The following is a 22052-nucleotide window of genomic DNA, read 5'->3' as shown; positions in this document are numbered from 1 at the left end:
GATATGGGAAGGTTCTTAATTGGGATTATTCTGCTCAGCATCGCGATAATTGCCGCGATGTACTTCCACGTTCTCAGTCTCGGATAACCTTACCGACATCGGGCCCTTCGATACCCCTCCGCTCTGCTCATCAAGCAGCCTGAGGCGTGCGATTCCGATAAGCATCGATGGCGCGGTTGGCCAGCATGATCTTACGCCGCTCACCAGCAAGGGCCATGCGACCAACAGCATTCACGAGAAATCGACTGGTCTCATAGCCGTCAATGATCTCGCCGGAGGCTTCGAGAAAATCCCAAGCAATCTGAACTGCGTCTTCTACAAGGATATGTACACTCTCACTCATGGTTCTGAAACGCGCTGGGGAAAACAGCGTTCCTAAGCGAAGGCCCCGCTCGGGGGGGCGCTCAGGACTTGGAGGGAGGAGATAACTCCAAGCCCTACGCCGGCGGTCGGAGGCCGGGCGATGAGGCCCAGTCATCGATATGAGCGGCTGTATCTGCCCTCCGTGCCCGCTTAAGCAAATCTTCCCGCTCCTGACCATCCGGCAGCTTATTAGCCTGATCAAGGATATCGGCCGCAAACTTCGCAAGCCGTTCTTGTAGGGTTTCTGTCTGTCTGAAACGACGCCGCCTCTTCATGGCGCTGATCCCTGTTTGCGTGGGGCGGGAGCGCTGTGATGGGCGATCTCATCACCGGTAGATACCTTGGGCCGCACGGTGACGGATCAAACGTAGGCTCGGAGCACGATAGATTCTACAACCTTAGTTACTTTCCCAAAATTCCCTTCGACGCTCGGATTTCCGCGAACCGCGCCGTTGGACGAAGCCTGCACCCCACAGCGACTTTCGGACGTTGCTAAACGGGTGAGATCACTCTTCGCCAATGACGAGGAACAATTTCGATTAACAATCGTTGGCCTTTGGCATCGGCGCAGAGGGTTTCGGGCGTCGGTAGTCGCGAGCTGTGATGCTCTCCCTCGATAGCTTGTGAAGAAAGCAAGCTCCTCGCCCGTTCCATGTCTTAAGTATGAAGAACGCGGATGCCCTCGACTCTACCGACGACGTTGATCACAAAGTTGACTGTCTCAAATCGACTAGACAGTCAGGACATCCGAGCCATAGAGCGACTTCCAATCCGCGAGCAACAGCTGCCGGCCCAAAAGATCATTGTTGCTGACGGAAGTCGGACAAGGGAAAGTTGCCTGCTCGCCGAGGGCTTTGCTTTCCGCGCGAAGGTGACACCCGATGGAAAACGGCAAGTTCTATCGCTACACGTTCCTGGCGAGATTCCCGACTTGCAGAGCCTGCACCTCAACGTCATGGATCATGACTTCTCGACGCTTACGCCTTGCACGCTAGGCTTCATTCCACACGAGGCGACCAAAAGCTTGAGCAGGGAGCGGCCTAACATTGCGGCAGCTTTATGGCGCGAAACGTTGATTGACGCCTCGATCTTCAGGGAATGGATCGTGAATGTCGGCCGCAGATCAGCGGTCGAACGCATGGCACATCTTTTCGCCGAAATGCACAGGAGATTAAAGGTCATTGGCCGGACCAGCGACGGCAGCTTTGCCTTCCCCATCACGCAATCCGACCTGGGTGATTGCCTTGGACTTTCCACCGTACACGTCAACCGCGTGCTGCAAGAACTGCGTGAGAGCAACATAATGCAGGTCGAGCGCTCGCAATACCGTATCCTGGATCACGGCAGGCTGGAGGAGTTGGCCGGATTCGATCCGACCTACCTTCATTTGCAGCCCGCCAGCTAACTTGAGCCGAGGCGTTTGGCCGTGACCTCGATCTGAAAAACCGGCATATCTTCCCGCTTGACCACAAGGGACCAGCGGTTTGACGCGTCGAGGCCGAGGTTCGACTCGATATCCCGAACAGTCAGGAGCGCCTGCTGCCAAGCGGCCTGCTCGTCCTGCAATTCCTCCCCGGCGGGATCGTCGAATGGGTGGCCGTTCGTAATGTGGAAATAGTATCTACTCATCGTCCTTCAATGTCCGAAGGAAGTCATGGTTCCTTAAGAGCGACGCTTGCGAATGGTCGCTCGTGCTGCCTTAGGGAGACTCACGTTTACTTAGCCGCCTTTCGCTTTTGCATCCTGGCGGCCAACCGCCTCCTACTTGAGGAACGGGTCGCTTTGGAACGGCTGCCAATCCCCGCCGTTCACCGCTCACATTCAACTTTCGGGATATGCAGGATGTCCAAGACCGTTGGCGATTTCGTAGTGCAGCGCCTCCAGGATTGGGGCGTGCGGCATCTCTTCGGTTATCCCGGCGATGGCATCAATGGCGTGTTCGGCGGGCTCAATCGCGCCGAAAGTAAGATCGATTTCATCCAAGCGCGCCACGAGGAGATGGCGGCGTTCATGGCGTGTGCGTATGCCAAATTTTCCGGCCGCCTCGGCGTCTGCATCGCGACGTCGGGCCCCGGTGCCTCACACCTGATCACCGGTCTGTATGACGCCCTGCTCGACCATCAGCCGGTGCTCGCCATCGTGGGCCAGCAGGCGCGGAACGCGCTGGGCGGTCAGTATCAGCAGGAGCTCGACTTGGTCTCGATGTTCAAGGACGTCGCCAGCGCGTATGTCGCGCAGGCCTCCTCGGCCGCTCAGGTCCGCCATCTGATCGACCGTGCCGCGCGCATTGCGCTCGCCCGGCGCACCGTGACCGCGCTGATCCTGCCGAATGATCTGCAGGAAGAGGATTACGAGGATCCGCCGCGCGCGCACGGCACGCTGCGGTCCGGCGTCGGATACACTCCTCCAAGGATCATTCCGGCGGAGGCCGAGCTCGATCGCGCCGCCGACATTCTCAACGCCGGCAAGAAGGTCGCCATGCTCGTCGGCGCCGGCGCGCTGGGCGCGACCAACGAGGTCTCCTCCGTCGCCGACCGGCTCTCGGCCGGATGCGCCAAGGCGTTGCTCGGTAAGGCCGTGGTGCCCGACGACCTGCCATGGGTGACGGGCTCGATCGGCTTGCTCGGCACCGAGCCGAGCTACGACCTGATGATGGAGTGCGACACGCTCTTGATGATCGGCTCGGCGTTTCCCTATTCCGAGTTCCTGCCCGAGGAGGGCCAGGCCCGCGGCGTCCAGATCGACATCGACGCCAGCATGCTCTCGATCCGCTTTCCGATGGAGATTGGCCTCGTGGGCGACGCCGCGGAGACGCTGCGCGCGCTGCTTCCGCGCCTGAAGCAGAAGAGCGACGGCAGCTGGCGAAAGACGATCGAGGACAATGTCCGGACCTGGTGGAAGACATTGCAGGATCGCGCGCACCAGCCGGCCAAGCCGGTCAATCCTCAGCGCGTGACATGGGAGCTGTCGCCGCGCATTCCCGATCGCGCGATCATCACCAGCGATTCCGGCTCCTGCGCCAACTGGTTTGCCCGTGATCTGAAGATGCGTCCCGGCCTCAACGCCTCGCTGTCGGGCGGCTTGGCATCGATGGGCGCGGCCGTTCCCTACGCAATCGCCGCGAAGTATGCAGCGCCCGATCGTCCCGTCATTGCGCTGGTTGGCGACGGCGCCATGCAGATGAACAACATGGCCGAGCTTATCACGGTCGCCAAATACTGGCGCGACTGGAGCGATCATCGCTGGATCGTCTGCGTCTTCAACAATGAAGATCTCAACCAGGTGACATGGGAACAGCGCATCATCAATGCCGATCCCAAGTTCGAGGCATCGCAACGCATCCCCAACGTGTCTTATTCGCGTTTCGCCGACCTGATCGGGCTGCGGGGGATTTATGTCGACGACCCCGCACAGCTCGGCTCGGCTTGGGAGCAGGCGCTCGCGAGCGACATTCCGGTGGTGCTGGAAGTCAAGACCGATCCGGAAGTGCCCCCGCTACCGCCGCATATCACGCTCGAGCAAGCCAAGAACTTCTCGATCGCGCTTGCCAAGGGCGACCCGAACGAAGTCGGCGTCATCCGCGGCGCAGCGCGTCAGCTGCTCGAGACCGTATTGCCCGGCAAGGAGAAATGAAGGCCAGAAGCGATGCATCGCCAGATGATGCTTGCCGTCTGTTTGGTCTGCGCAGCACTGGCGCCGGCGCGCGCCGAGTTGACCAGGTCCGATCTCGCCGGGGTCGAGGCATCACCCCGGCCCGGCGCCGTGCTACCGCTGAGCGTCCGCCTGCGGGACGAAAACGGCGTCGCACGGCCGATCCGGCAATGGCTCACCGGCGGGCCAAGCGTGTGGGTCCTCGCAGATTTCACCTGCGATACGTTGTGCGGCCCGGTGGTCAGCACCGTCTCGGATGCGCTCCGGCAGTCCGGCCTGCGTCCCGATCAGGACTTCGATCTGAACGTCGTGAGCTTCGACCCGCAGGATACCGCGGAGAACGCGAAGGAGATGAAGCAGGCGCAAGTCGGCCTCGACGCGCTGGGCGACGCCACCCACGTCCTGCGCGGCGATGCCAGCGATATCGCGGCACTGACGAGAGCATTCGGATTTGAAGCGGTCTACGACCGCGACCACAGCCGCTACGCGCATCCCGCGGTCGCCTTTGTCGTGACGGCCGACGGTCGCATTGCGCGCGCCCTGCCCGGTCTCGGGCTCGATCCCGCCAATCTGCGCCTCGCGTTGGTCGAAGCCGGTCAAGGCCGCATCGGCGGATGGACCGATCATGTCAGGCTGATGTGCTACGGATTTGATCCCGCGAGCGGTCTCTACACGCTCGCGGTCGGTCGCCTGCTCAAGGCGACCGGTCTTGCGACCTTGGTCTTGCTCTGCCTGCTCATCGTCGCTCTGCTTCGGCGCGAACGCGAGGGGGCGCGAAGTTGAGCCATCTGCCGTGGCGCAGGCGGAACGCTACGCCCCAGGCCAACAGCCCCATAAGCAAGGCCAGACCGGCCACCAGCATGATGCTGGTGAGCCAACCATGGAGACCATCAATGGCCGGGAATGCCAGCACCGAAGCCTCGCAAATCCGCATCGCGAGCGTGAGGGCGCATAGTCCGAGTAGCCAACGGCGATCGGCGCGGACGCGACGGTTCACCAGCGCAAAGAACGGAACCACGAGCTGACCGATGGCCAGAAGGGCCAAGGCGAACTGCCAGCCCTCCGACGAGCGATCGATGTACCAGGTCACCTCGTCCGGAATGTTGCCCGACCAGATGACGATGTACTGCATGGCATGGAGATAGGCCCAGAGCAGGATCGTCGACAACAGCAGCGCGCTGTAGCCGCCGACTCGCCTTATGCCGCACAGGAGAAGTCCAAGGCCGATGGCGCCGGCGACGCCGTCCAGTAGCACCATACCGAGATACAGCAGGCCAAAAATCGATGAATGGAACTGCGGCTCCAGCGCTTCCATCCAGTCCACACCGGCGAACGACACGGAGATCGCGTAGACGATCAGTCCACCGGACGCCGTCTTCGCCATGCGATCCGGGTCCGGCCAGGCCGCCTGCAACTTCAGGGCAAGCCAGGTCCAGACGATGAAATAGACCCCCGTTCTGGCCGCCACGAACCACGGAGCGAGATAGACCGTCTTGAAGGCCGGTAGCGCCGCGTGAGGTCCGGCCGCAGGATAGAGCGTAGCGAGGTCGAGCAGGACCGGCAGGAAGAGCACGCCGAAAATAGGAAGGGTGGCGCAGATCGCCGTCATTGCCGGCTGCAATTCCTCCGTCCACGCCCGCCGCACCAGATAACTCGTCATGAGCACGCCGAGCGTCCCGATCGGAACCGCACTGACCGCGATCCAGGCAACGAGATAGGCCGCGGCGGTCGAACGATGGTCTGCGAACGCACCAGCAACCAGCATTCCGGCCGTGCCGACGACGGCAATCATCAAACGGCGATCGCGCAGGCCGCGTCCGATCATGGTGGTTCCACAAGCTTGCCGCGCTGGTCGGCCGGCACATCGTCGATCGACGCATGACGGCTGAGCTGCAGCGCGCGAATATAGGCGACGATCGCCCAGCGATCCCGCGGCGGCACGCGCGCGCCATAGGAATACATCGCGCCGTAGCCGTTGCTGATAACGTCGAAGAGATGCTGGTCTTCGGCGTTCCGCAGCCGCTCGGCATGGTAACTGGTCGGACGCGGCATGCCGCGCTCGACGATGATGCCGTTGCCGTCCCCATTGGCGCCGTGGCACGGCAAGCAGAAGATGTCGAAGCGCTGATGGCCCCGCTCCAGGAGCGCCGCTGTCAATGGCGGCTTGGCCCGCACAGCGGCCTGTTCCGCCAGCGCGTCGCGGTCGACCGCGCCCGCTGGCGGGTTGCGCAATGCGCTGCCGCGAAACAGCGGCGCGCGGCCGTACTCACTGTAACGAGGCTGTGCGTCCATGTTCTGGTCGCACCCGGCGAGCAGCAAGGCCGACGCAAGAAGCCATGCGCCCTTCATGACGACACGAGCTCCACTGACAGCGCCCCAGCGCTCTGCAGGAAAGCAGCCGTCTTTTCGGAATCGAACGCTGCGTCCTCGGCCAACACGCACAGAAAGAACCGGTCCTTGCTGGCCCGGGCGATATGACGGGCGCTGAAGATCGGATGATTGAGCCGCGGCAGGCCGTTTTGCCAGAGCATGGCGATGATCATCGCGAGTGCCGACACCAGGATCGTCAGTTCGAACACCACTACGGCGAAAGCCGAGAGTGCGTAGAGTGGCCGCCCTCCGACATCGAGCGGATAGTCGTAATTCACATAGAGTTGCATCAGCAGCGCGATGGCGGCGCCCGCGAGACCACCAGCGAGACCAACGATGGAAATCCGGGGCGTTGGCAGACGGAGTACCTTCGCCAGCCCCTCAACCGGAAACGGCGTGAACGCGTCGAGGTTGCGATAGCCCACCTCGCGGGCCTTGCGCGCGGCCGCGAGCAGCGCCTCCGGGGTAGCGAACTCGCCGAGCAGGCCGAAGGGGTGCTCAGCCATGAGGCCTCTCCTGCTCCTTGTGCAACAGCTCCTCGGTCTCAAAGATCGAAATCATCGGAATGAAGCGGATCGCAAGCAGGAACGGCACCAGGAACAGGCCGATCGTTCCAAGATAAGTCGACCAGTCCCAGAAGGTCGGAGTGAACGCGCCCCATGACGAGACCAGGAAGTCGCGGTAGAGGCTGGTGACGAGGATCATGTAGCGCTCGAGCCACATTCCGATCGCGACCGAGATAGAGATCGACAGAAGCATCCAGCCGCTGCGCCGCACCGAACGCCACCACAGCCCCTGCAGCGGAACGAAATTGAAGGCGATCGCGCCCCAATAAGTCCAGGCATAGGCGCCGGTGAGCCGGTCCGACAGCGTCCGCATCTCGTGCGCTCCGCCGGAGTAGAGCGCGTCGAAAACTTCGAAGAGGTAACCGTAGCCAGTCATCAGGCCGCACGCGAGCAGCACCTTGCCGAGCACGTCGAGATGGTCATCGGTGACCAGATTGCCGAGAGCGAAAAGGGACCGCAGCGCGATCGCGATGATTGCGACCACCGCAAAACCCGAGAAGGCCGCGCCGAGCACGAAGTATGGCGGAAAGATCGTCGAATGCCAGCCGGGAATCTGGCCGGCGGCGAACAGGAGCGACACCTCGCTATGCACCGAGACGACCAGTGGCACCGCAAGCCCCGCGGTGACGCGATAGGCTTGCTGCCAGCGCTGCCAATGCGCGGCCGAGCCGCGCCAGCCGAGCGACGTGATGCCGAAGAAAATCTGCCAGCCGCGCTTCCTCGACCGGTCGCGCGCGGCCGCGAAGTCTGGAATGAGGCCAGTGTACCAGAACGCCAGCGATACGGTCAGATAGGTCAAGACCGCCCAGATGTCCCATTCCAGCGGGCTGCGAAACTGCGGCCATATCCCCATCGTCGCGGGGTAGGGAAACATCCAGTACAGATACCAGGGACGGCCGAGATGCAGCACCGGATAGATGCCGGCGCAGATCACCGCGAACAGCGTCATGGTCTCGGCAAAACGATTGAGCGAATTGCGCCATTCGCTGCCAGTCAGGAGCAGCAACGCCGAGATCAACGTTCCGGCGTGACCGATGCCCAGCCACCAGACGTAATTGTGAATCGCGAATGCCCAGTTGACGGGAATATTGATACCCCAGATGCCGACACCGCGGGTGAACAGCGCGGTTGTGGAGATCACAAGGAGGAGCAGCAGCGCCGATGCGATGATCATCGCAATCCACCAGCGCCGGCGCGCCGGGAAATGCAGGGGAATGCCGGTGAGCTGATCGCTGACCCGCCCGAGGCTCTGGTCTTGCGGCAGGATATCGGCGGTGCGATCGGTCATCCCTGGCCTTCCGGGGGTTTCCAGCGTGCCAGATAGGTCGTGCGCGGTCGTGTCCCCTGCTCTTCCAGCAACACGTAATGCCGTCCGTCACCGCGCAGGCGCGACACCTCGGAGTCGGGATTCCTGATGTCGCCGAACACGATCGCCTTGGTCGGACACGCGCTCTGGCAGGCGGTCACCACTTCGCCGTCGCGGATCGGCCGGTTCTCCTTGTCGGCCGCGACATGCGCAGCCTCGATCCGCTGCGTGCAGTAGGTGCACTTCTCCATCACGCCGCGCGAGCGCACCGTGACGTCCGGATTGTGTGCCGCATGTTCCGGCGCATCGGACGCGGGGCGATAGTCGAAGAAGTTGAAGCGGCGCACCTTGTAGGGGCAGTAGCTCGAGCAAGTCCGGGTGCCGATGCAGCGGTTGTAGACCATCTGGTTGACGCCCTCCGGACTGTGCGTCGTGGCATGGACCGGACAGCCCATCTCGCAGGGGGCCTGCTCGCAGTGCATGCAGGGCACCGGCTGGAAGAAACTGCGCGGCTCCTCGACGTCGCCGGTATAATAGCGCGCAATCCGCAGCCATTGCATTTCGCGGCCGACCTTGACCTGCTCGCTGCCGACGACTGGCACATTGTTCTCGGCCGTACAGGCGGCCACACACGCATTGCATCCGATGCAGGCATCGAGGTCGATCACCATGCCCCAGGCGTTTTGCGCCGAAGGCTTCGGCGGATAGAGGCTCGGTTGCGTCGTCTCGTGCTTGGGATGATCGGTGTCGGCTGCGTTGACTTCACGGACGAAGTCAACGCCCTCCATGCGGTGATGCAGTTGCGTGACGGCCAGCGTCTCGCGGGTTCCCAGCTTGTGCAGGCTGCCCTTGGTCTGCCAGGGCTGGTCGATCGGTTGGACGTGATAGGCATTGTAGCCGAGACCATCGCCAACCCGACCCGCTTTGCTCCGGCCGTAGCCGAGCGTGAGCGCGACCGTGTTCGGGGCCTGGCCTGGCAGGACCCACACAGGTCCGCTGATCGATCGATCCCGGACCCTAATCCTGACGTGATCGCCATTGGTCAGATCCTTTCGCATGGCCAGCGCCGGGCCGATTGAAATCACGTTGCCCCAGGTCAGCGTAGTCAGCGGCTTCGGCAACTCCTGCAGCCAGGCATTGTTGGCGAAACTGCCGTCCCAGATCGTCGGATCGGGCCGGAAGACAATATCCAGTCCGTCATCTGGCGGCGGCGGGACTACGGCGGTTGCCGCCGCGTGGATGTTCGGTGGGGCCGCCCTCTGCTCCGGGACATAGCCGTCGTGCAGGCAACGCGTCCACTTCGTCTCGAAATCGTTGCCAAGTGCCGCGCGCCACGTGTCCCGAACCGGCGCTGCCGGCAACGGGTCCAATTGCCCCAGCAGCAGCGCCATGACCTGATGAACGGTGCGGACATCGTAGAAGGGTGCAATCGTGGGCTGGATGATAGTGGCCGTTCCATCGATCGAGCGCGCGTCGCTCCAACTCTCCAGCGTATGCGTCAATGGCAGATGCCATTCGCAAAGCGCCCCTGTCTCGTCCCGATGGATGCCGACATGGACCGAGGACCTGACCTTCGCAACAGCGTCCCTGAAAGCCAACCATGCCGGCGCAGTATAGGCCGGGTTGGCGTCAATGATGATGAGCGTTTGCACAGCGCCGCGGCCGATGTCGCTGACCAAATCGCTCAATCTCTTGGCGTTCGCGACATTGGGGACAGGCGCCGCAGCGCCGAGCAGCGCAGTCGCGCCGAGCGCCTCGTTCGTTCGCGCCACCCAGGACGCTGTCGCGTCGTCGCCGAAGCGGCTGCAGGTCACGAGCGCTCGGCCTCGCGCCGACCGGCACGCATGGACCGCGCGATCGAGCCATCGTTGCTCCTTCGCCGAAAGATCAGGCTTTGCGGCGCCGGCGACGTCACATGAATTGGCGAGTCCTTGGGCGACGAGCCAGGTGCGCGAGGCATCGACCGCCACCCTCGCCTCGGCCATCGCTCCTGTCGTGGACGGCACGGCCTCCGCCATGTACAGCGCAAGGCCAGGCTGGTCGGCGGTGCGATGTCGCGCCGCCGACCAGGCGCGCGCGTTGGCGACCTGGTGAGGCCCCGCTCCCAAGAAATCGTCATCGAGACTGACGACGACGTCGCAGTTCTCGAATTGTGGGCGAAGTTGCAGCGGCTGACCATAGGCCGCTCTCGTCGAATCGAGCCCTCGTCCGCCGCCAACCGCGGCGTGCTCATAGATCTGGGCCTTGGGAAACTCGCGAACCAGAGCTTCAATCTGGCGAATGAGCGTCGGCGAAGTCGAATGACCCAGCAACAATGCGACCCCCTCGCCCTGGCTTTGCGTCCACTGCTGGCGCAACAGGCCGATGTGATGCTGCACGTCGCTCCACGTCACCGGCTCGCCGCGACGGTTAGGTGCTTGCGCGCGGTCGGGATCGTAGAGCTCGAGCACGGCGGCCTGCATGAATACGTCGCTGCGGCCCTGTGTCGCCGGATGATCCGGATTGCCGTCCAGCTTGGTTGGCCGGCCGGAATAGGTCGTCGCAATGACCGGCTGAGCATAGCCATCCAGCGTCACCGCGGTCGCATAGTATTTTGGAATGCCGACGTCCGTACCCTGCGGTTGTTCGACATAGGGCAACGCCGCGACGAACGGGCTCTTCTCGCATCCTGCTAGTCCGGCAAGCGCAAAGGATGCGCCCATTAGCTTCAGAAACGTCCGCCGCGCCGTCGGGCCAAAGGTTGCGGCGACCGGATACTCTGCATCAACCCACGCTTCAAACGCGGGATCGCCCGACAACTCCTCGAGGCTCGACCAGAGGACGGGGCCACGTGGATGGTCCGGCTTTGTCGCGGGGCGCCTCATCGATGACAGACGTAGCAATGGGTGAGCTGCCCGAAGCGGATGCCTTCGTGCGCAGCGATCGCCTCGCCCTGCTTGCGTGCATCGCGGCCGGCCTGCCACGTCATGTCGGCAATATGATCTTTTGGACGCAGATGCGGCGCGGGATCGCGATGGCAATCGAGACAGAACTCCATGGTCAACGCTTTGGCGCGATAGGTCAGCGGCATGGTGTCGATGCGCCCGTGACAGCTCTCGCAACCCACGCCCTTTGCGATGTGAATGTCGTGGCGGAAGAAGACGTAGTCGGGCAGCTTCGCCACGCGGGTCCAGGTGATCGGCTTGTTGTCGGCGAGGCTTTTTCTGACCGGTTCAAGCATCGCGGCATTGGTCCAGATTTGCGAATGACAGGTCATGCAGGTCGCAGTCGGCGGCAGCCCTGCCTGCGGGCTCGTTTCGACGCCCGTGTGGCAATAGCGGCAGTCGATCCCGAGTTCGCCCGCATGGTGCTTGTGGCTGAACGGAACCGGCTGGTGCGGGCGGACGTCGGTCGACGTCTCAAAGGCCGAGTGCGCAAATCCGATCACGCCGACCAGACCACCGCCCAGAACGGCCAGACCGGCTACCATGGACAGGCGCAGCCATGTATCCGCGGCAGGAGAGAATATCTGTGTCATCCGGTCGCCGGATCATCGTCATGAGCACGTCAGATCCCAATGCGGGCCAAACAGGATCGTTCCTGGATTGGAACATGCGCCCATGCTTGGCATTGGTCTCCGTGCCTTTCGGGTCCCCCAATGACTGACAGCCCCGATACCAACTACGAGCGGTCCGATGTCGATCCCGTCCTCGTGTGTTGGCTGGCGCTTGGCCTCGGACTGTTCGTCGTGGCGACACCGCTTCTCATGCCTTTCGCCTTCTCGCGGTCGATCGATCGTGGAAACCCCGTGACGCGCCCTGCGCTCAGTGCCGAGGCGCCGCCGCTTGCGCTCGATCCGGCGGCCGAACTGCGCCGGCATCGGGAAGCCGATCGCCAATTTGCGGACAGCTATGGTTGGATCGATCCCGGCCGCGGCGTGGTCCGGATTCCCGTTAGGCGTGCGATGGAGCGGCTGCTGGAAACCGGCCTGCCCGGATGGCCGTCCCGATGACCGGCACGGGCGGCTGAGCACGATGTGGCGCCAATGGATCCCGTTCTGGAGGCCCGGGGTCTCACCCTATGGCGGCGACGTCGATCTGTTGTTTGCAGGATTGCTCCTGGCGAGCGCCCTGGTGCTCGGCCTGCTGTTCTTCCTGCTCATCGTGTTCTGCGTGCGTTACCGGGCTGGCAACCCGACCGATCGCGGACATCGGGTCAAGAAAAGCTGGCACTGGGAGGTCGGTTGGACGTCGGCGTCGTTGGTGATTTTCCTCCTGCTGTTTGTCTGGGGCTCCAGCGTGTACCTCGAGATTTACCAGAAACCGCAAGGAGAGCTGTCGGTCTTTGTCGTCGCCAAGCAATGGATGTGGAAAGTGCAGCACCCCGGCGGACAATCCGAGATCAACAGCCTGCATATGCCGGTCAATCGCCCGGTCCGGCTGGTGATGGCATCCCAGGACGTCATTCACAGCTTCTTCATCCCGGCGCTTCGTCTCAAGCACGACGTGGTGCCCGGCCGCTACCAGAGCCTCGAGGTCGAAGCGGTCACGGCGGGTCACTATCACCTGTTTTGCGCCGAATATTGCGGCACCGACCATTCCGGCATGATCGGCGAGATCGTGGCGATGGAGCCGGCGGACTATGCCAAATGGCTGAACGACCAGGGACCCGCCAACTCGCTGGCTCGTGAAGGCGGCGCGCTGTTTCGCGAGCTCGGCTGCAGCGGCTGCCACGCCGCCAACAGCAGCGTGCACGCACCGCTGCTGGAGGGACTTTACGGCAAGCCCGTGCCGCTCTCGGATGGTTCCACGGTAACCGCCGACGACAAGTACATCCGGGATTCGATCCTGCTGCCGCGCAGCCAGGTTGCCGCCGGATATCAGCCGGTGATGCCGTCCTTCGAAGGCAAGGTCAGCGAGGACCAGTTGTTGCGGCTCGTCACCTACATCAAATCGCTTGCGGATCGTGCACCATGACCGAGCCCGACTATCTCAACTCCGCCTACACCCTGCGCTCCTGGTTCTTCACCACCGACCACAAGCGCATCGCGATCCTGTATTTCGCGACCCTGATCGGCTTCTTCTTCATCGGCGGCGCGGCCGCCACCGCGATCCGGATCGAGCTCGCTACGCCGCAGGCCGATCTCGTCTCGTCCGATACCTACAATCGGCTCTTCACCATGCACGGCGTCATCATGGTGTGGTTTTTCCTGATTCCCTCGATCCCGAACACGCTCGGCAACTTCATCGTGCCGCTGATGATTGGCGCCCGCGATCTCGCCTTCCCGCGCCTCAACCTGATGAGCTGGTACCTGTTCATCGCCGGCGGAAGCGTGACGCTGTTCGCAATCCTTGCCGGCGGCATCGACACGGGTTGGACGTTCTATACCCCGTTCTCGACGCTCTATTCCAACAGCTACGTCATCGTCGCGGTGACCGGTATCTTCATCGCCGGCTTCTCCTCGATCCTCACCGGCTTGAATTTCATCGTCACTGTTCACCGGCTGCGCGCGCCGGGCCTGACCTGGTATCGCCTCCCCCTGTTCATCTGGTCGCTCTACGCGACGTCGGTGATCCTGGTGCTCGCGACGCCGGTGCTCGCCATCACGCTGGTCCTGCTGGCGACCGAACGTTTCCTCGGCGTCGGCATCTTCGATCCCAGGATCGGCGGCGATCCCTTGCTGTTCCAGCATCTGTTCTGGTTCTACTCGCACCCGGCCGTTTACATCATGATCCTGCCCGGCATGGGGGTGGTCAACGAACTGATCTCCTGCTTCTCGCGCAAGCCGGTGTTCGGCTACAAATTCGTCGCCTGGGCCAGCCTCGCCATCGCGGCCGTCGGCTTTCTGGTCTGGGGTCACCACATGTTCGTCAGCGGCCAGTCGCTGCTCGCAAGTCTCGTGTTTTCGTTCATGAGTTTCATCGTGGCGGTGCCTTCGGCGATCAAGGTGTTCAACTGGACCGCCACCCTGCACAAGGGATCGCTGCGCTTCGACGCTCCGATGCTTTACGCCCTCGCCTTCCTCGGCCTGTTCACGATCGGCGGTCTGACGGGGCTGTTCCTGGCCTGCCTTGCCTTCGACGTACACGCGACCGACACCTATTTTGTGGTGGCCCACTTCCACTACATCATGGTCGGCGGCATGGTGACGGCCTACTTCGGCGGCCTGCATTACTGGTGGCCCAAGATCACCGGACGGCTCTACTCCGAATACTGGGCGCGGACGGCGGCGGTACTGATCTTCTTCGGCTTCAATCTGACCTTTTTCCCGCAATTCGTGCTCGGTGCCGAAGGTATGCCACGCCGGTATCACGTCTATCCGCCGGAATTTCAGGTGTGGAACGTGCTGTCCTCCGGCGGCGCGACGATCTTGGCGGCGGCCTATCTGCTGCCGATGTTCTATCTCGGTTATTCTCTGTTTTTTGGCAGGCGCGCGCCGGCCAACCCATGGGATGCGCCGGGCCTGGAATGGCAGACCCCGTCCCCGCCGCCCGAGTTCAATTTCGAGTCACAGCCCGTCGTGACCCGTGCGCCCTACCAATATGGGCCCGACTTTGCCGCGGAGCCGCAGAATGCCTAAGGGCCGCGCCTTCGCTCCGCAATACGCCTCCGTTCAGCATCGCGATGAAACCGCCGAGATCGGCATGTGGGTGTTTCTCGCAACCGAAGTGCTGCTGTTCGGCGGGCTGCTGTTTGCTTATTTCGTTTACCGGCACGCCAATCCGGCCGCGTTCGCGGAGGCCGGCCGCCACACCAGGATCGTCATCGGCACGGCGAATACGGCGATCCTGCTGACTTCCAGCTTCTTCGTCGCTTGCGCGGTCAATGCGCTGCAGGCCGACGCGCGCCGGACCTGTATCGCCATGCTGGTCAGCGCCATGCTGCTTGGCTTGCTGTTCCTTGGCCTGAAGGCAGCCGAATATGCCGGCGAATATCACGAGCACCTCGTTCCCGGCGTGGACTTCAGCTACGTTGCGCCGCTCGCCGATGGGGTCGAGCTGTTCTTCATCTTCTACTTCGTCGCGACGTCGATTCACGCCGTTCACATGGTGATCGGCATCGCTGTTCTCGCGACGCTTGCCGTCCTGCTGCGCCGCTCCGCTAGCACGCGCATGCGCGCTGCCTTGCATTCCGCCGCACTCTATTGGCATTTTGTCGACGTGGTCTGGATCGTCCTGTTTGCCCTGATCTATCTGCCCGGACGGAGCGGCACATGACGAACTGGCGGCCACCGCTTACGCTCGTTGGCTCCTGGCTTGCCCTGCTGGCACTCCTCGCGCTGACCGTCACCCTGGCCTATCTGCCGCTCGGCTCCTTCAATTCCGCGGTGGCGATTGTGATTGCCGCTATCAAGGCCACCATCGTCGCGGCATTCTTCATGGAGCTGCGGGACCGCGGCGCACGCCTCCTGATCTTCGCCGGCGCCGGGCTGTTCTGGCTCGGCATCTTGCTGTGGCTTGGCTTGATGGATTTCATGACGCGCACGCCGGCGTGATGCAGCCAGCCGCGATCCTGCCGGCCTCACGCCTGTGTTGGCGGATGCGTCGAGCCCTGCCGCTTCAGCAGATCGGGCTGATCACCCTTCGGCTTGGGCTCCGGCTTTGGCATTCCCCTCTGGCCACCGTGCTTGCCGCCCTGATCCTGCTGTCCTTCGAGATCGTTTTCCCTGGGCATGTCGCCTCCTCTCACTCGACCGTGGTGATCGGGACTTCATGGGTGTCGGTCAATTCAGGCACCGGATCGCGGCTGATGCGCACCGGTACCGACTTCGCCGCCGGGACCTTGCTGCCCTCGGCGAAATGCCAGAGCGGAACGAGGACGTTGCACTCCGGATAATATCCAACGATGCCACCACGGGGAACGTCGTAGGGAACGACCTGAAGTCCACCGAGACGACGTTCGACACCGTCATCGGCCGTCGTCTCCAGTGTGACCAGATCGCCCTGGGCGAGACTCCATTCGGCCATATCGTCGGCGTTCATCAGCAAAACCTCTCGGCTGCCGTAGATTCCGCGGAAGCGGTCGTTCTCGTTATAGATCGTCGTGTTGAACTGACCATCGGCGCGGGTCGTCATGAGTTCGAAGACACCGTCCCCGGCCGGCGGCATGTCGAAAGCGACTTCCGGAACCGTGAAATTGGCTTTGCCATTCGGCGTCTTCCATTTCCGCTCGCGAGCGCCGAGTGGCCGCGGAAAGCCACCTGGCTCAAACATGCGCTTGTTGAAATCCTTGAATTGATCCGGATACGTCCGCTCGATCGCGTCGCGGACCAACGCGTAATTGTCGACCCAGGCGTCCCAGTCGAGCTTGGGATTCGGCGGCAACGTCGCCTTCGCCATCTCGGCAATGATCCGCGGTTCGGACAACAGCCGTTCCGCTACCGGCTTGCGTTGTCCTCTCGAGCCATGAATGCAGGCCGTGGAATCCTCCATGGCAACGGCTTGCGGGCCGTTCGCCTGCTGGTCTATCTCGATCCGGCCGAGACACGGCAGCAGAAAAGTTACGTCTCCAGGGACGAGATGCGTTCGGTTCAGCTTGGTAGCGATCTGGACCGATAGCCGAAGCCTGCTCCAGGCCGGCTCCATCAGCGATCGTTCCGGAATGCAGCGGATAAAATTGCCACCAAGGCCGACGAAACCGCGCACCTCTTTCTTGAGGATTGCTTTGCAGGCGTCCACCGTCGTCAGGCCGTCCCATCGCGGCGGCTCAAATGCGTATAGCTCCTTCAGCTTGTCGAGCGGGACCAACTTGGTCTTCTCGGAAATGCCGACGGTGCGCTGGCCCTGGACGTTGGAATGGCCGCGGATCGGAGAGATCCCGGCGCCGGGCTTGCCGATATTGCCGCGCAACAGCAGCAGGTTGACGATCATCTTCACGGTTTCGACGCCGTGCCGATGCTGGGTCACGCCCATGCCGTAGTTCGCGATGACGGCGTTCGCAGCCATGTAGGTGCTGGCCGCCTGGAACATCGCTGCCTGGCGCAACCCGGACATCTGCTCCAGATCAATCCACGACTGCGCGCGGCAGAAATCCGCGAATGCGTCGAACCCGCGTGTATGCTGTTCGATAAACGCGACGTCGACAATACGTTCGTGACCCTTCGACCGCGCCTCGTCGTCCGCCTCGATCACGGCCTTGCAGATCCCTATGATGGCTCCGGCATCACCGCCAAACCTCACCTGATGGTATTGCGAACTGATCCGGGTGCCGCCCGCCACCATCTGGATCGGGTCCTGCGGGTTGGTGAAGCGCTCCAGACCACGCTCCCGCAGCGGATTGAAGGTGATGATCGGGACGCCCCGTTGCGCCGCTTCTTGCAACGGATGCAGCATCCGTGGGGCGTTGGTTGTCGTATTGTGACCAAAGAACAGGATGCAGTCTGTCTGCTCGAAATCCGGCAGCCGTACAGTCCCGACCGGCACGCCGATCACTGGGGGCAATGCCACCGACGTGCTCTCGTGGCACATGTTCGAGCTGTCGGGGAAATTGTTGGTGCCGTACATCCGGCCAAATAGCTGATACATGTAGCTTGCCTCGAGTGAGGCGCGGCCGGAGGTGTACAGCACCACGGAACGCGGATCGAGCCCATTCAGTTCTCGGCCGATCTCCTGGAATGCCTCCGACCAGCTCACCGGAACATATTTGTCCAACGCCACATCATAGCGCATCGGCGCGGTCAGGCGCCCCTGCTCCTCGAGTGCATGATCGGACCAGCCGCGCAAGTCCGAGAGCGTGTGCTTTGCAAAGAATCCGGCCTCGACCGTCTTGTTCGTCACCTCCCAGGCGGTGGCCTTGGCGCCGTTTTCGCAGAACTCAAACGGACGGGGTTTTGCCGGCTTCGCCCAGGAGCAGCTGACGCACATGTATCCGTCGGACTTGTTCTGTTTGAGCAGGATTTCGCTGCCGAGGATCGCGACCTCCTCTTGGGTCAGCATACCCGCGACGGCCTTCACAGACCCCCAACTACCAGCCGGTCCGGCGTATTGCTTCACTGTCACTTTTTGCTTCATGGCTGATCTCGCGCTCGACAAGTACCGACAGAAACCGACCTTTGAAGCGGAGGTTCCTCGCGCGACAGGAACCTTGGCGTGTCCCGGGCGTCGTGCTGGCAAGGAGCGCTCATGCGGAAATTGCCGATCTCCAACGACAGCCTTCATCACCTGCCAGACCCTACCGTCGAGACGCTGCGGAGAGATCAAGATGGCTTGGAAGCGCAGCGAACTCTCGCAGAGGAGTGTCCCGTCGCGTTGGTATACAACGGCACGACGGCCGCCGTGGTCATGGCGACTCCCGCCGACCTCAAGGATCTTGCGCTGGGCTTCAGCCTGACCCAAGGCATCATCGACAATGTCTCTGGCCTGAAGTCCCTCGACATCATTCCAGGGCCGTCAGGCGTCGAGCTGCGCATGTGGCTTGCCGGCACTAGCGAACAGCGTTTCAGACGGCGCCAGCGGCGCTTGGTCGGTCCGACCGGCTGCGGCCTTTGTGGCATCGAAAGCCTCGCGGACGCCACGCGTCCAGCGCCCCACTTGACGAGGTCTATCACTATTCGAGCTGAGCAAGTCGAGAGCGCCCTGCTCGCATTGTCGGACGCCCAGAGGCTCAACCGCGCCACGCATGCGGCCGGCTTCTTCCATCCCAATCAAGAACTGGTCGCAGTCCGCGAGGATGTCGGTCGCCACAATGCGTTGGACAAGCTCGCTGGCACGCTCGCCTCCACCAACATCTCCGCCGGCGAAGGCGCGATCGTCCTGACAAGTCGCGTCTCCATCGAGCTCGTACAAAAGGCTGCCGCGATCGGCTGTCCCATGCTCGTTGCGGTGTCGGCTCCGACGGCGCTCGCGGTCCGCGCGGCTGAGGCGTGCGGAATTACCTTAATTGCCTGTTGCGCGTGGAAGCGCATTCGAAATCTTCAGCCATCCGGATGCAGTTCGCGGATAGTCTATAATGACCGAAGTCCCCAGTCACGGAAAGCGTCGCGCCTGAAGCGAAGCTCGAGCAACGATCGGGCAGCCAGACATCCGGCCAACGAACCCGTCCGCGCCCGGCAGGTTGGGAAGAACTCAAAGGCACATGGCAGAATGAGAATGCACCACTTCTCGTCCCACCCATTCATAACTGGCAATCCACCGCGGCACCAAGGCCAAACCGGTGCCCGGCCCGCATTTGGTCTACGGCTTCCTGACCACCGAGCCGAACAGCGTCGTGGCGCCGATTCACCCGAAGGGGATGCCGCTGATCCACCGCTGAAGAGCGCGACGTCTGGATGCGCGCGCCGTGGGACGAGGCCAAGGCGCTGCAGCGTCCCTTGCCCGACGAGCTGCTCAAGGTCGTTGGGCGACGGACCGGACAAGGAGGATCGATCGGCCGCCTAGCTAGCAACCTATGCTAGTTTGGCGCGTTATAACGTCATCACCGGAGAGCGTGACTATGCCGGTCAAATTTCCATCGCATCCATATTGAAGCAATTACCAAGCAGATCGCGCTTGTTGAGGAGATCGTGGCGCGGGCGGTTGATCTACTCAAGCGGCCGGCAGACAGTTTCCTCGGCCGCAAGACGCAGGAGCCTTTCCCGCAGAGGAAAGCAAATATGGCGAAGCGCAGGATCGTGGGCGTCCAACTTGATACCTCAGCCAAGCGGGCACGAGCCAGGTTGCGCCGACTGAGTGCCAGACTAAAGCTGATCAAACTGGAGGCAAGGAAGTCCGACAATCGCGCCGTTCCGCAAACAACGACGCGGAAGAGTCGCCCCCAGTTGGCGGCTTGCTAGAAAACGGCCCCAGCGAGGGAGCACCAGCTGAGGTCAAGGAAACCACTCTAGGAACGGCGCTCCTACCCGCTGGTTGACACTCATTGTGACAAACCAAGAAACGGAGCTGCGCCATGAAGAAGCGCCGCCGCCGCGTGAAGCAGATCACTTCCCTCGAAGAGCGTCTTACCGAAGAGGCCAAGAGCCTGCGTCAAGAAGCTAAGACTCTTCCCCCAGGTATCGAAAAAGAGATGCTGCTGAAGAAGGCCCGGCAGAACGACGCTGCCGCCCAGATGACCGAATGGCTGCGCTCGCCTTTGGGCTGAGGCCGCCTCAGTTGGCGGCCTCTCCATTCTCCATCCATCGCCGCAGACAATTCCGGTCGCGTGAATGAGGTGCTGAAAGGCTCTCGACGTCGTGGCAGCCGAGAAGCAGCGCTATCTCGAAATTCGGCCTGGACTACGAAGTCCGGCGCGAGCCGGACTTTTTTCTTTGCTTGGATCATCCATGAGGAGTTACGCCAGTTCAGCCGATCAGAAGAGCCGTGACGCCGACGATGAGAGCGATAAACGATAGCGTCGCCAAGCAAGCTGAACTCAACACCATCAACGTGATCGAACCTGAACATGTGTAGTCTGTGCCAGCGCCCATGTTCCAGTATTTGCACAAGCGAATCGGCTGCCTAACAAAAACGGCCCCAGCGGGAAGCCGGGGCCAAGTGTTCCTTTTTGATGTCGGGGGCGTGACCCCCGCGCCTCGATTAGCAATGCTCTTTGAAGTTTGCCACCCCGGTATCTTGCGGGTGAGGCCGGCTGGAGGTTTCCGCATTCACTTAGGCATGTCAGGGACCGTGTCATAAGAAACGGCCCCGGCGCCCGGGAGAGCGCTGAGGCCGGTAGGTTAGTCCCACTCCTCGTCGTACCGATCCTAAACTACGTTAGTTGCAAGTTGTTCCCGAACCGAAAAGGCCCCAGCGCTTGGGAGCACGCTGGGGCCATGGGGCTTTCCACTCACACTGTCAGAATGCGGCTTGGTCGGGCTGATGTGCCGCATTCGTCAGATGAACAAGCTTCGGCCATGCTCGTTCCTAGCAGCCATAGAAAAGGCCCCAGCACCTTTGGGGGCCTTGAGGCCGGCGCTGAGGCCAGTGGGATGGTCGGGCGCGAACCCGACAAACCAACGTTAGCGCCTCCCTTTGCAATTGCCATTTTATTCTGTCGCCCGGAACCGGATAATATGGGTGGAGCCGAAGATTTGCAGGCCAGAGCTCATGCCAACTTTAGATGAGCAAATAACAGTCGCAGAAAAGCATGTTCAGGATGGGCGTCGCATTGTGGCAAACCAACGCGAGCGGATTGCGAGGGGCACGTGTTATAATGAGGCAGAGGCTCGGGAATTGCTCGAAATGTTCGAGCAAGCGCAGGCGCTATTCGAGAGCGCCCTTGAAACGGCTCTTGGCGCTGCGAAATTCAACCTGAGAAACATTCGAAGAAAAAGACCCCAGCGACTGTGGAAGCTGGGGCCAGTGGCTGGGCGTTCTCAATGCCGGTAGCGATGCGGCACCGAACAGGCCCATCAATGCCGATGCATCCGCTTCGTTCCTAATCGAAAAGGCCCCAGCATCCGGATCATGCTGGGGCCAAGTCGGATCGCCGAACCGCTGTCCGCCGAGAAGCAGCGATCGTCGTTATCAGGGCCGAAAAAATACGAAATGAAAATTACGTGCCCCGTTGCTAGGAGCCTCCCAAATGAGGCCCGGCTCCGGAAATAACGTCTGTGAATCTCGCTGGATTTTTTTCCCTGAACGCCCGGCGGGCAAGGAACCATCGAGACGGCATAGCGTCTAATTGACGCTTCTGGTCAGCCAAGGTGCCCCCCCGACTGCCAGAAGAAAACCCGTATCGCTCGGGTTGGCGGCCCCGGTTGGGGCCGCTTTTGTTTTGATGGCCGCTCGTTCACATAGTTCAATGAGTGTCATCTCATCCTGGACACAATCGCGGGGCGAGTTTTCACAGGTGGTGGTTGCAAATGGAATTTATTGGCAGACCGATGCGAGGCCGGCACCTCG

Annotated in this window: 19 protein-coding genes and 3 pseudogenes; 11 read left to right on the top strand and 11 right to left on the bottom strand. The window is 62.0% G+C overall.

Annotated features, from left to right (window positions below):
- Nucleotides 1–130 precede the first annotated feature (130 nt).
- On the bottom strand, nucleotides 131–343 hold the full coding sequence (locus ACVWY5_RS07750; RefSeq protein WP_028337848.1) for a hypothetical protein: 213 nt from the start codon (nucleotides 341–343) through the stop codon (nucleotides 131–133).
- 732 nt (nucleotides 344–1075) lie between these two features.
- Between ACVWY5_RS07750 and ACVWY5_RS07745 the strand changes: the two genes are divergently transcribed.
- Complete coding sequence (locus ACVWY5_RS07745) at nucleotides 1076–1768, top strand: Crp/Fnr family transcriptional regulator (protein ID WP_321177171.1); 693 nt, start codon at nucleotides 1076–1078, stop codon at nucleotides 1766–1768.
- On the opposite strand, the gene ACVWY5_RS07740 is transcribed toward ACVWY5_RS07745, so the two are convergent.
- Entirely contained in the window at nucleotides 1765–1992 is a 228-nt protein-coding gene (locus ACVWY5_RS07740; protein ID WP_038378059.1) for a DUF6894 family protein, read from the bottom strand. The two genes, ACVWY5_RS07745 and ACVWY5_RS07740, sit on opposite strands and share 4 nt — an antisense overlap.
- A gap of 213 nt (nucleotides 1993–2205) precedes the next feature.
- Here ACVWY5_RS07740 and ACVWY5_RS07735 point away from each other — a divergent pair, with 213 nt between their 5' ends.
- Both ACVWY5_RS07735 and ACVWY5_RS07730 read left to right on the top strand, forming a co-directional pair.
- Complete coding sequence (locus ACVWY5_RS07735) at nucleotides 2206–3996, top strand: thiamine pyrophosphate-requiring protein (RefSeq protein WP_028337850.1); 1791 nt, start codon at nucleotides 2206–2208, stop codon at nucleotides 3994–3996.
- Nucleotides 3997–4020: 24 nt separating this feature from the next.
- On the top strand, nucleotides 4021–4797 hold the full coding sequence (locus ACVWY5_RS07730) for an SCO family protein (RefSeq protein ID WP_063616671.1): 777 nt from the start codon (nucleotides 4021–4023) through the stop codon (nucleotides 4795–4797).
- Here the strand turns inward: ACVWY5_RS07730 and ACVWY5_RS07725 are convergent.
- The 7 genes and pseudogenes from ACVWY5_RS07725 to ACVWY5_RS07695 form a co-directional block, all read right to left on the bottom strand.
- Nucleotides 4751–5839: a hypothetical protein gene (locus tag ACVWY5_RS07725; RefSeq protein ID WP_028337852.1), complete on the bottom strand. Its 1089-nt coding sequence runs from the start codon at nucleotides 5837–5839 to the stop codon at nucleotides 4751–4753. The two genes, ACVWY5_RS07730 and ACVWY5_RS07725, sit on opposite strands and share 47 nt — an antisense overlap.
- The gene (locus tag ACVWY5_RS07720) at nucleotides 5836–6363 is read right to left on the bottom strand and encodes a c-type cytochrome (RefSeq protein ID WP_028337853.1); all 528 of its coding nucleotides are present in this window, start codon (nucleotides 6361–6363) and stop codon (nucleotides 5836–5838) included. The genes ACVWY5_RS07725 and ACVWY5_RS07720 overlap by 4 nt, the downstream gene beginning before the upstream one ends.
- Nucleotides 6360–6890 carry a DUF3341 domain-containing protein gene (locus ACVWY5_RS07715; protein WP_028337854.1) on the bottom strand — a complete coding sequence of 177 codons (531 nt, stop codon included), beginning with the start codon at nucleotides 6888–6890 and terminating at the stop codon, nucleotides 6360–6362. Before ACVWY5_RS07715 ends, ACVWY5_RS07720 begins: the two co-directional genes overlap by 4 nt.
- Nucleotides 6883–8238, bottom strand: a complete 1356-nt coding sequence (gene nrfD / locus ACVWY5_RS07710) for an NrfD/PsrC family molybdoenzyme membrane anchor subunit (protein ID WP_028337855.1) — start codon at nucleotides 8236–8238, stop codon at nucleotides 6883–6885. Before nrfD ends, ACVWY5_RS07715 begins: the two co-directional genes overlap by 8 nt.
- A complete protein-coding gene (locus ACVWY5_RS07705) occupies nucleotides 8235–10958 on the bottom strand; it encodes a 4Fe-4S dicluster domain-containing protein (RefSeq protein WP_051376400.1) in 2724 nt (907 codons plus the stop codon). The genes nrfD and ACVWY5_RS07705 overlap by 4 nt, the downstream gene beginning before the upstream one ends.
- Nucleotides 10959–10973: 15 nt before the next feature.
- A pseudogene (locus tag ACVWY5_RS07700) lies at nucleotides 10974–11120 on the bottom strand (TAT-variant-translocated molybdopterin oxidoreductase); the annotation flags it as partial.
- Nucleotides 11117–11773: a cytochrome c3 family protein gene (locus tag ACVWY5_RS07695; RefSeq protein ID WP_028337856.1), complete on the bottom strand. Its 657-nt coding sequence runs from the start codon at nucleotides 11771–11773 to the stop codon at nucleotides 11117–11119. The pseudogene ACVWY5_RS07700 and the gene ACVWY5_RS07695, both read right to left, overlap by 4 nt.
- 120 nt (nucleotides 11774–11893) lie before the next feature.
- On the opposite strand from ACVWY5_RS07695, the gene ACVWY5_RS07690 reads away from it, so the two are divergent.
- Genes ACVWY5_RS07690 through ACVWY5_RS07670 form a run of 5 tightly spaced genes read left to right on the top strand, consistent with a single transcriptional unit; the run spans nucleotide 11894 to nucleotide 15730 of the window.
- Complete coding sequence (locus ACVWY5_RS07690; protein WP_028337857.1) at nucleotides 11894–12247, top strand: hypothetical protein; 354 nt, start codon at nucleotides 11894–11896, stop codon at nucleotides 12245–12247.
- A gap of 22 nt (nucleotides 12248–12269) precedes the next feature.
- Complete coding sequence (gene coxB / locus ACVWY5_RS07685; protein ID WP_050382868.1) at nucleotides 12270–13211, top strand: cytochrome c oxidase subunit II; 942 nt, start codon at nucleotides 12270–12272, stop codon at nucleotides 13209–13211.
- A complete protein-coding gene (gene ctaD / locus ACVWY5_RS07680) occupies nucleotides 13208–14815 on the top strand; it encodes a cytochrome c oxidase subunit I (RefSeq protein ID WP_038378062.1) in 1608 nt (535 codons plus the stop codon). Before coxB ends, ctaD begins: the two co-directional genes overlap by 4 nt.
- On the top strand, nucleotides 14808–15452 hold the full coding sequence (locus ACVWY5_RS07675) for a cytochrome c oxidase subunit 3 (protein ID WP_028337860.1): 645 nt from the start codon (nucleotides 14808–14810) through the stop codon (nucleotides 15450–15452). The genes ctaD and ACVWY5_RS07675 overlap by 8 nt, the downstream gene beginning before the upstream one ends.
- Entirely contained in the window at nucleotides 15449–15730 is a 282-nt protein-coding gene (locus ACVWY5_RS07670; protein ID WP_028337861.1) for a cytochrome C oxidase subunit IV family protein, read from the top strand. Before ACVWY5_RS07675 ends, ACVWY5_RS07670 begins: the two co-directional genes overlap by 4 nt.
- A 26-nt stretch (nucleotides 15731–15756) precedes the next feature.
- Here ACVWY5_RS07670 and ACVWY5_RS07665 read toward each other — a convergent pair whose 3' ends face one another.
- Nucleotides 15757–15909 (bottom strand): hypothetical protein, encoded by a 153-nt coding sequence (locus ACVWY5_RS07665; RefSeq protein ID WP_167350369.1) that lies wholly within the window; start codon nucleotides 15907–15909, stop codon nucleotides 15757–15759.
- Nucleotides 15910–15920: 11 nt separating this feature from the next.
- On the bottom strand, nucleotides 15921–18245 hold the full coding sequence (locus ACVWY5_RS07660; RefSeq protein WP_028337862.1) for an FdhF/YdeP family oxidoreductase: 2325 nt from the start codon (nucleotides 18243–18245) through the stop codon (nucleotides 15921–15923).
- Nucleotides 18246–18356: 111 nt separating this feature from the next.
- On the opposite strand from ACVWY5_RS07660, the pseudogene fdhD reads away from it, so the two are divergent.
- The 3 genes and pseudogenes from fdhD to ACVWY5_RS07645 all read left to right on the top strand — a co-directional run bounded on the left by fdhD (nucleotide 18357) and on the right by ACVWY5_RS07645 (nucleotide 20310).
- A pseudogene (gene fdhD, locus ACVWY5_RS07655) lies at nucleotides 18357–19176 on the top strand (formate dehydrogenase accessory sulfurtransferase FdhD).
- A 189-nt stretch (nucleotides 19177–19365) separates the two neighbouring features.
- Nucleotides 19366–19610: pseudogene (locus ACVWY5_RS07650) on the top strand (SOS response-associated peptidase); the annotation flags it as partial.
- 508 nt (nucleotides 19611–20118) lie between these two features.
- Nucleotides 20119–20310: a hypothetical protein gene (locus ACVWY5_RS07645; RefSeq protein WP_028337864.1), complete on the top strand. Its 192-nt coding sequence runs from the start codon at nucleotides 20119–20121 to the stop codon at nucleotides 20308–20310.
- Nucleotides 20311–22052 lie beyond the last annotated feature (1742 nt).

The sequence above is a fragment of the Bradyrhizobium sp. USDA 3256 genome (genome assembly GCF_054058275.1).
This window is presented reverse-complemented; position numbering and strand designations above follow the sequence as displayed.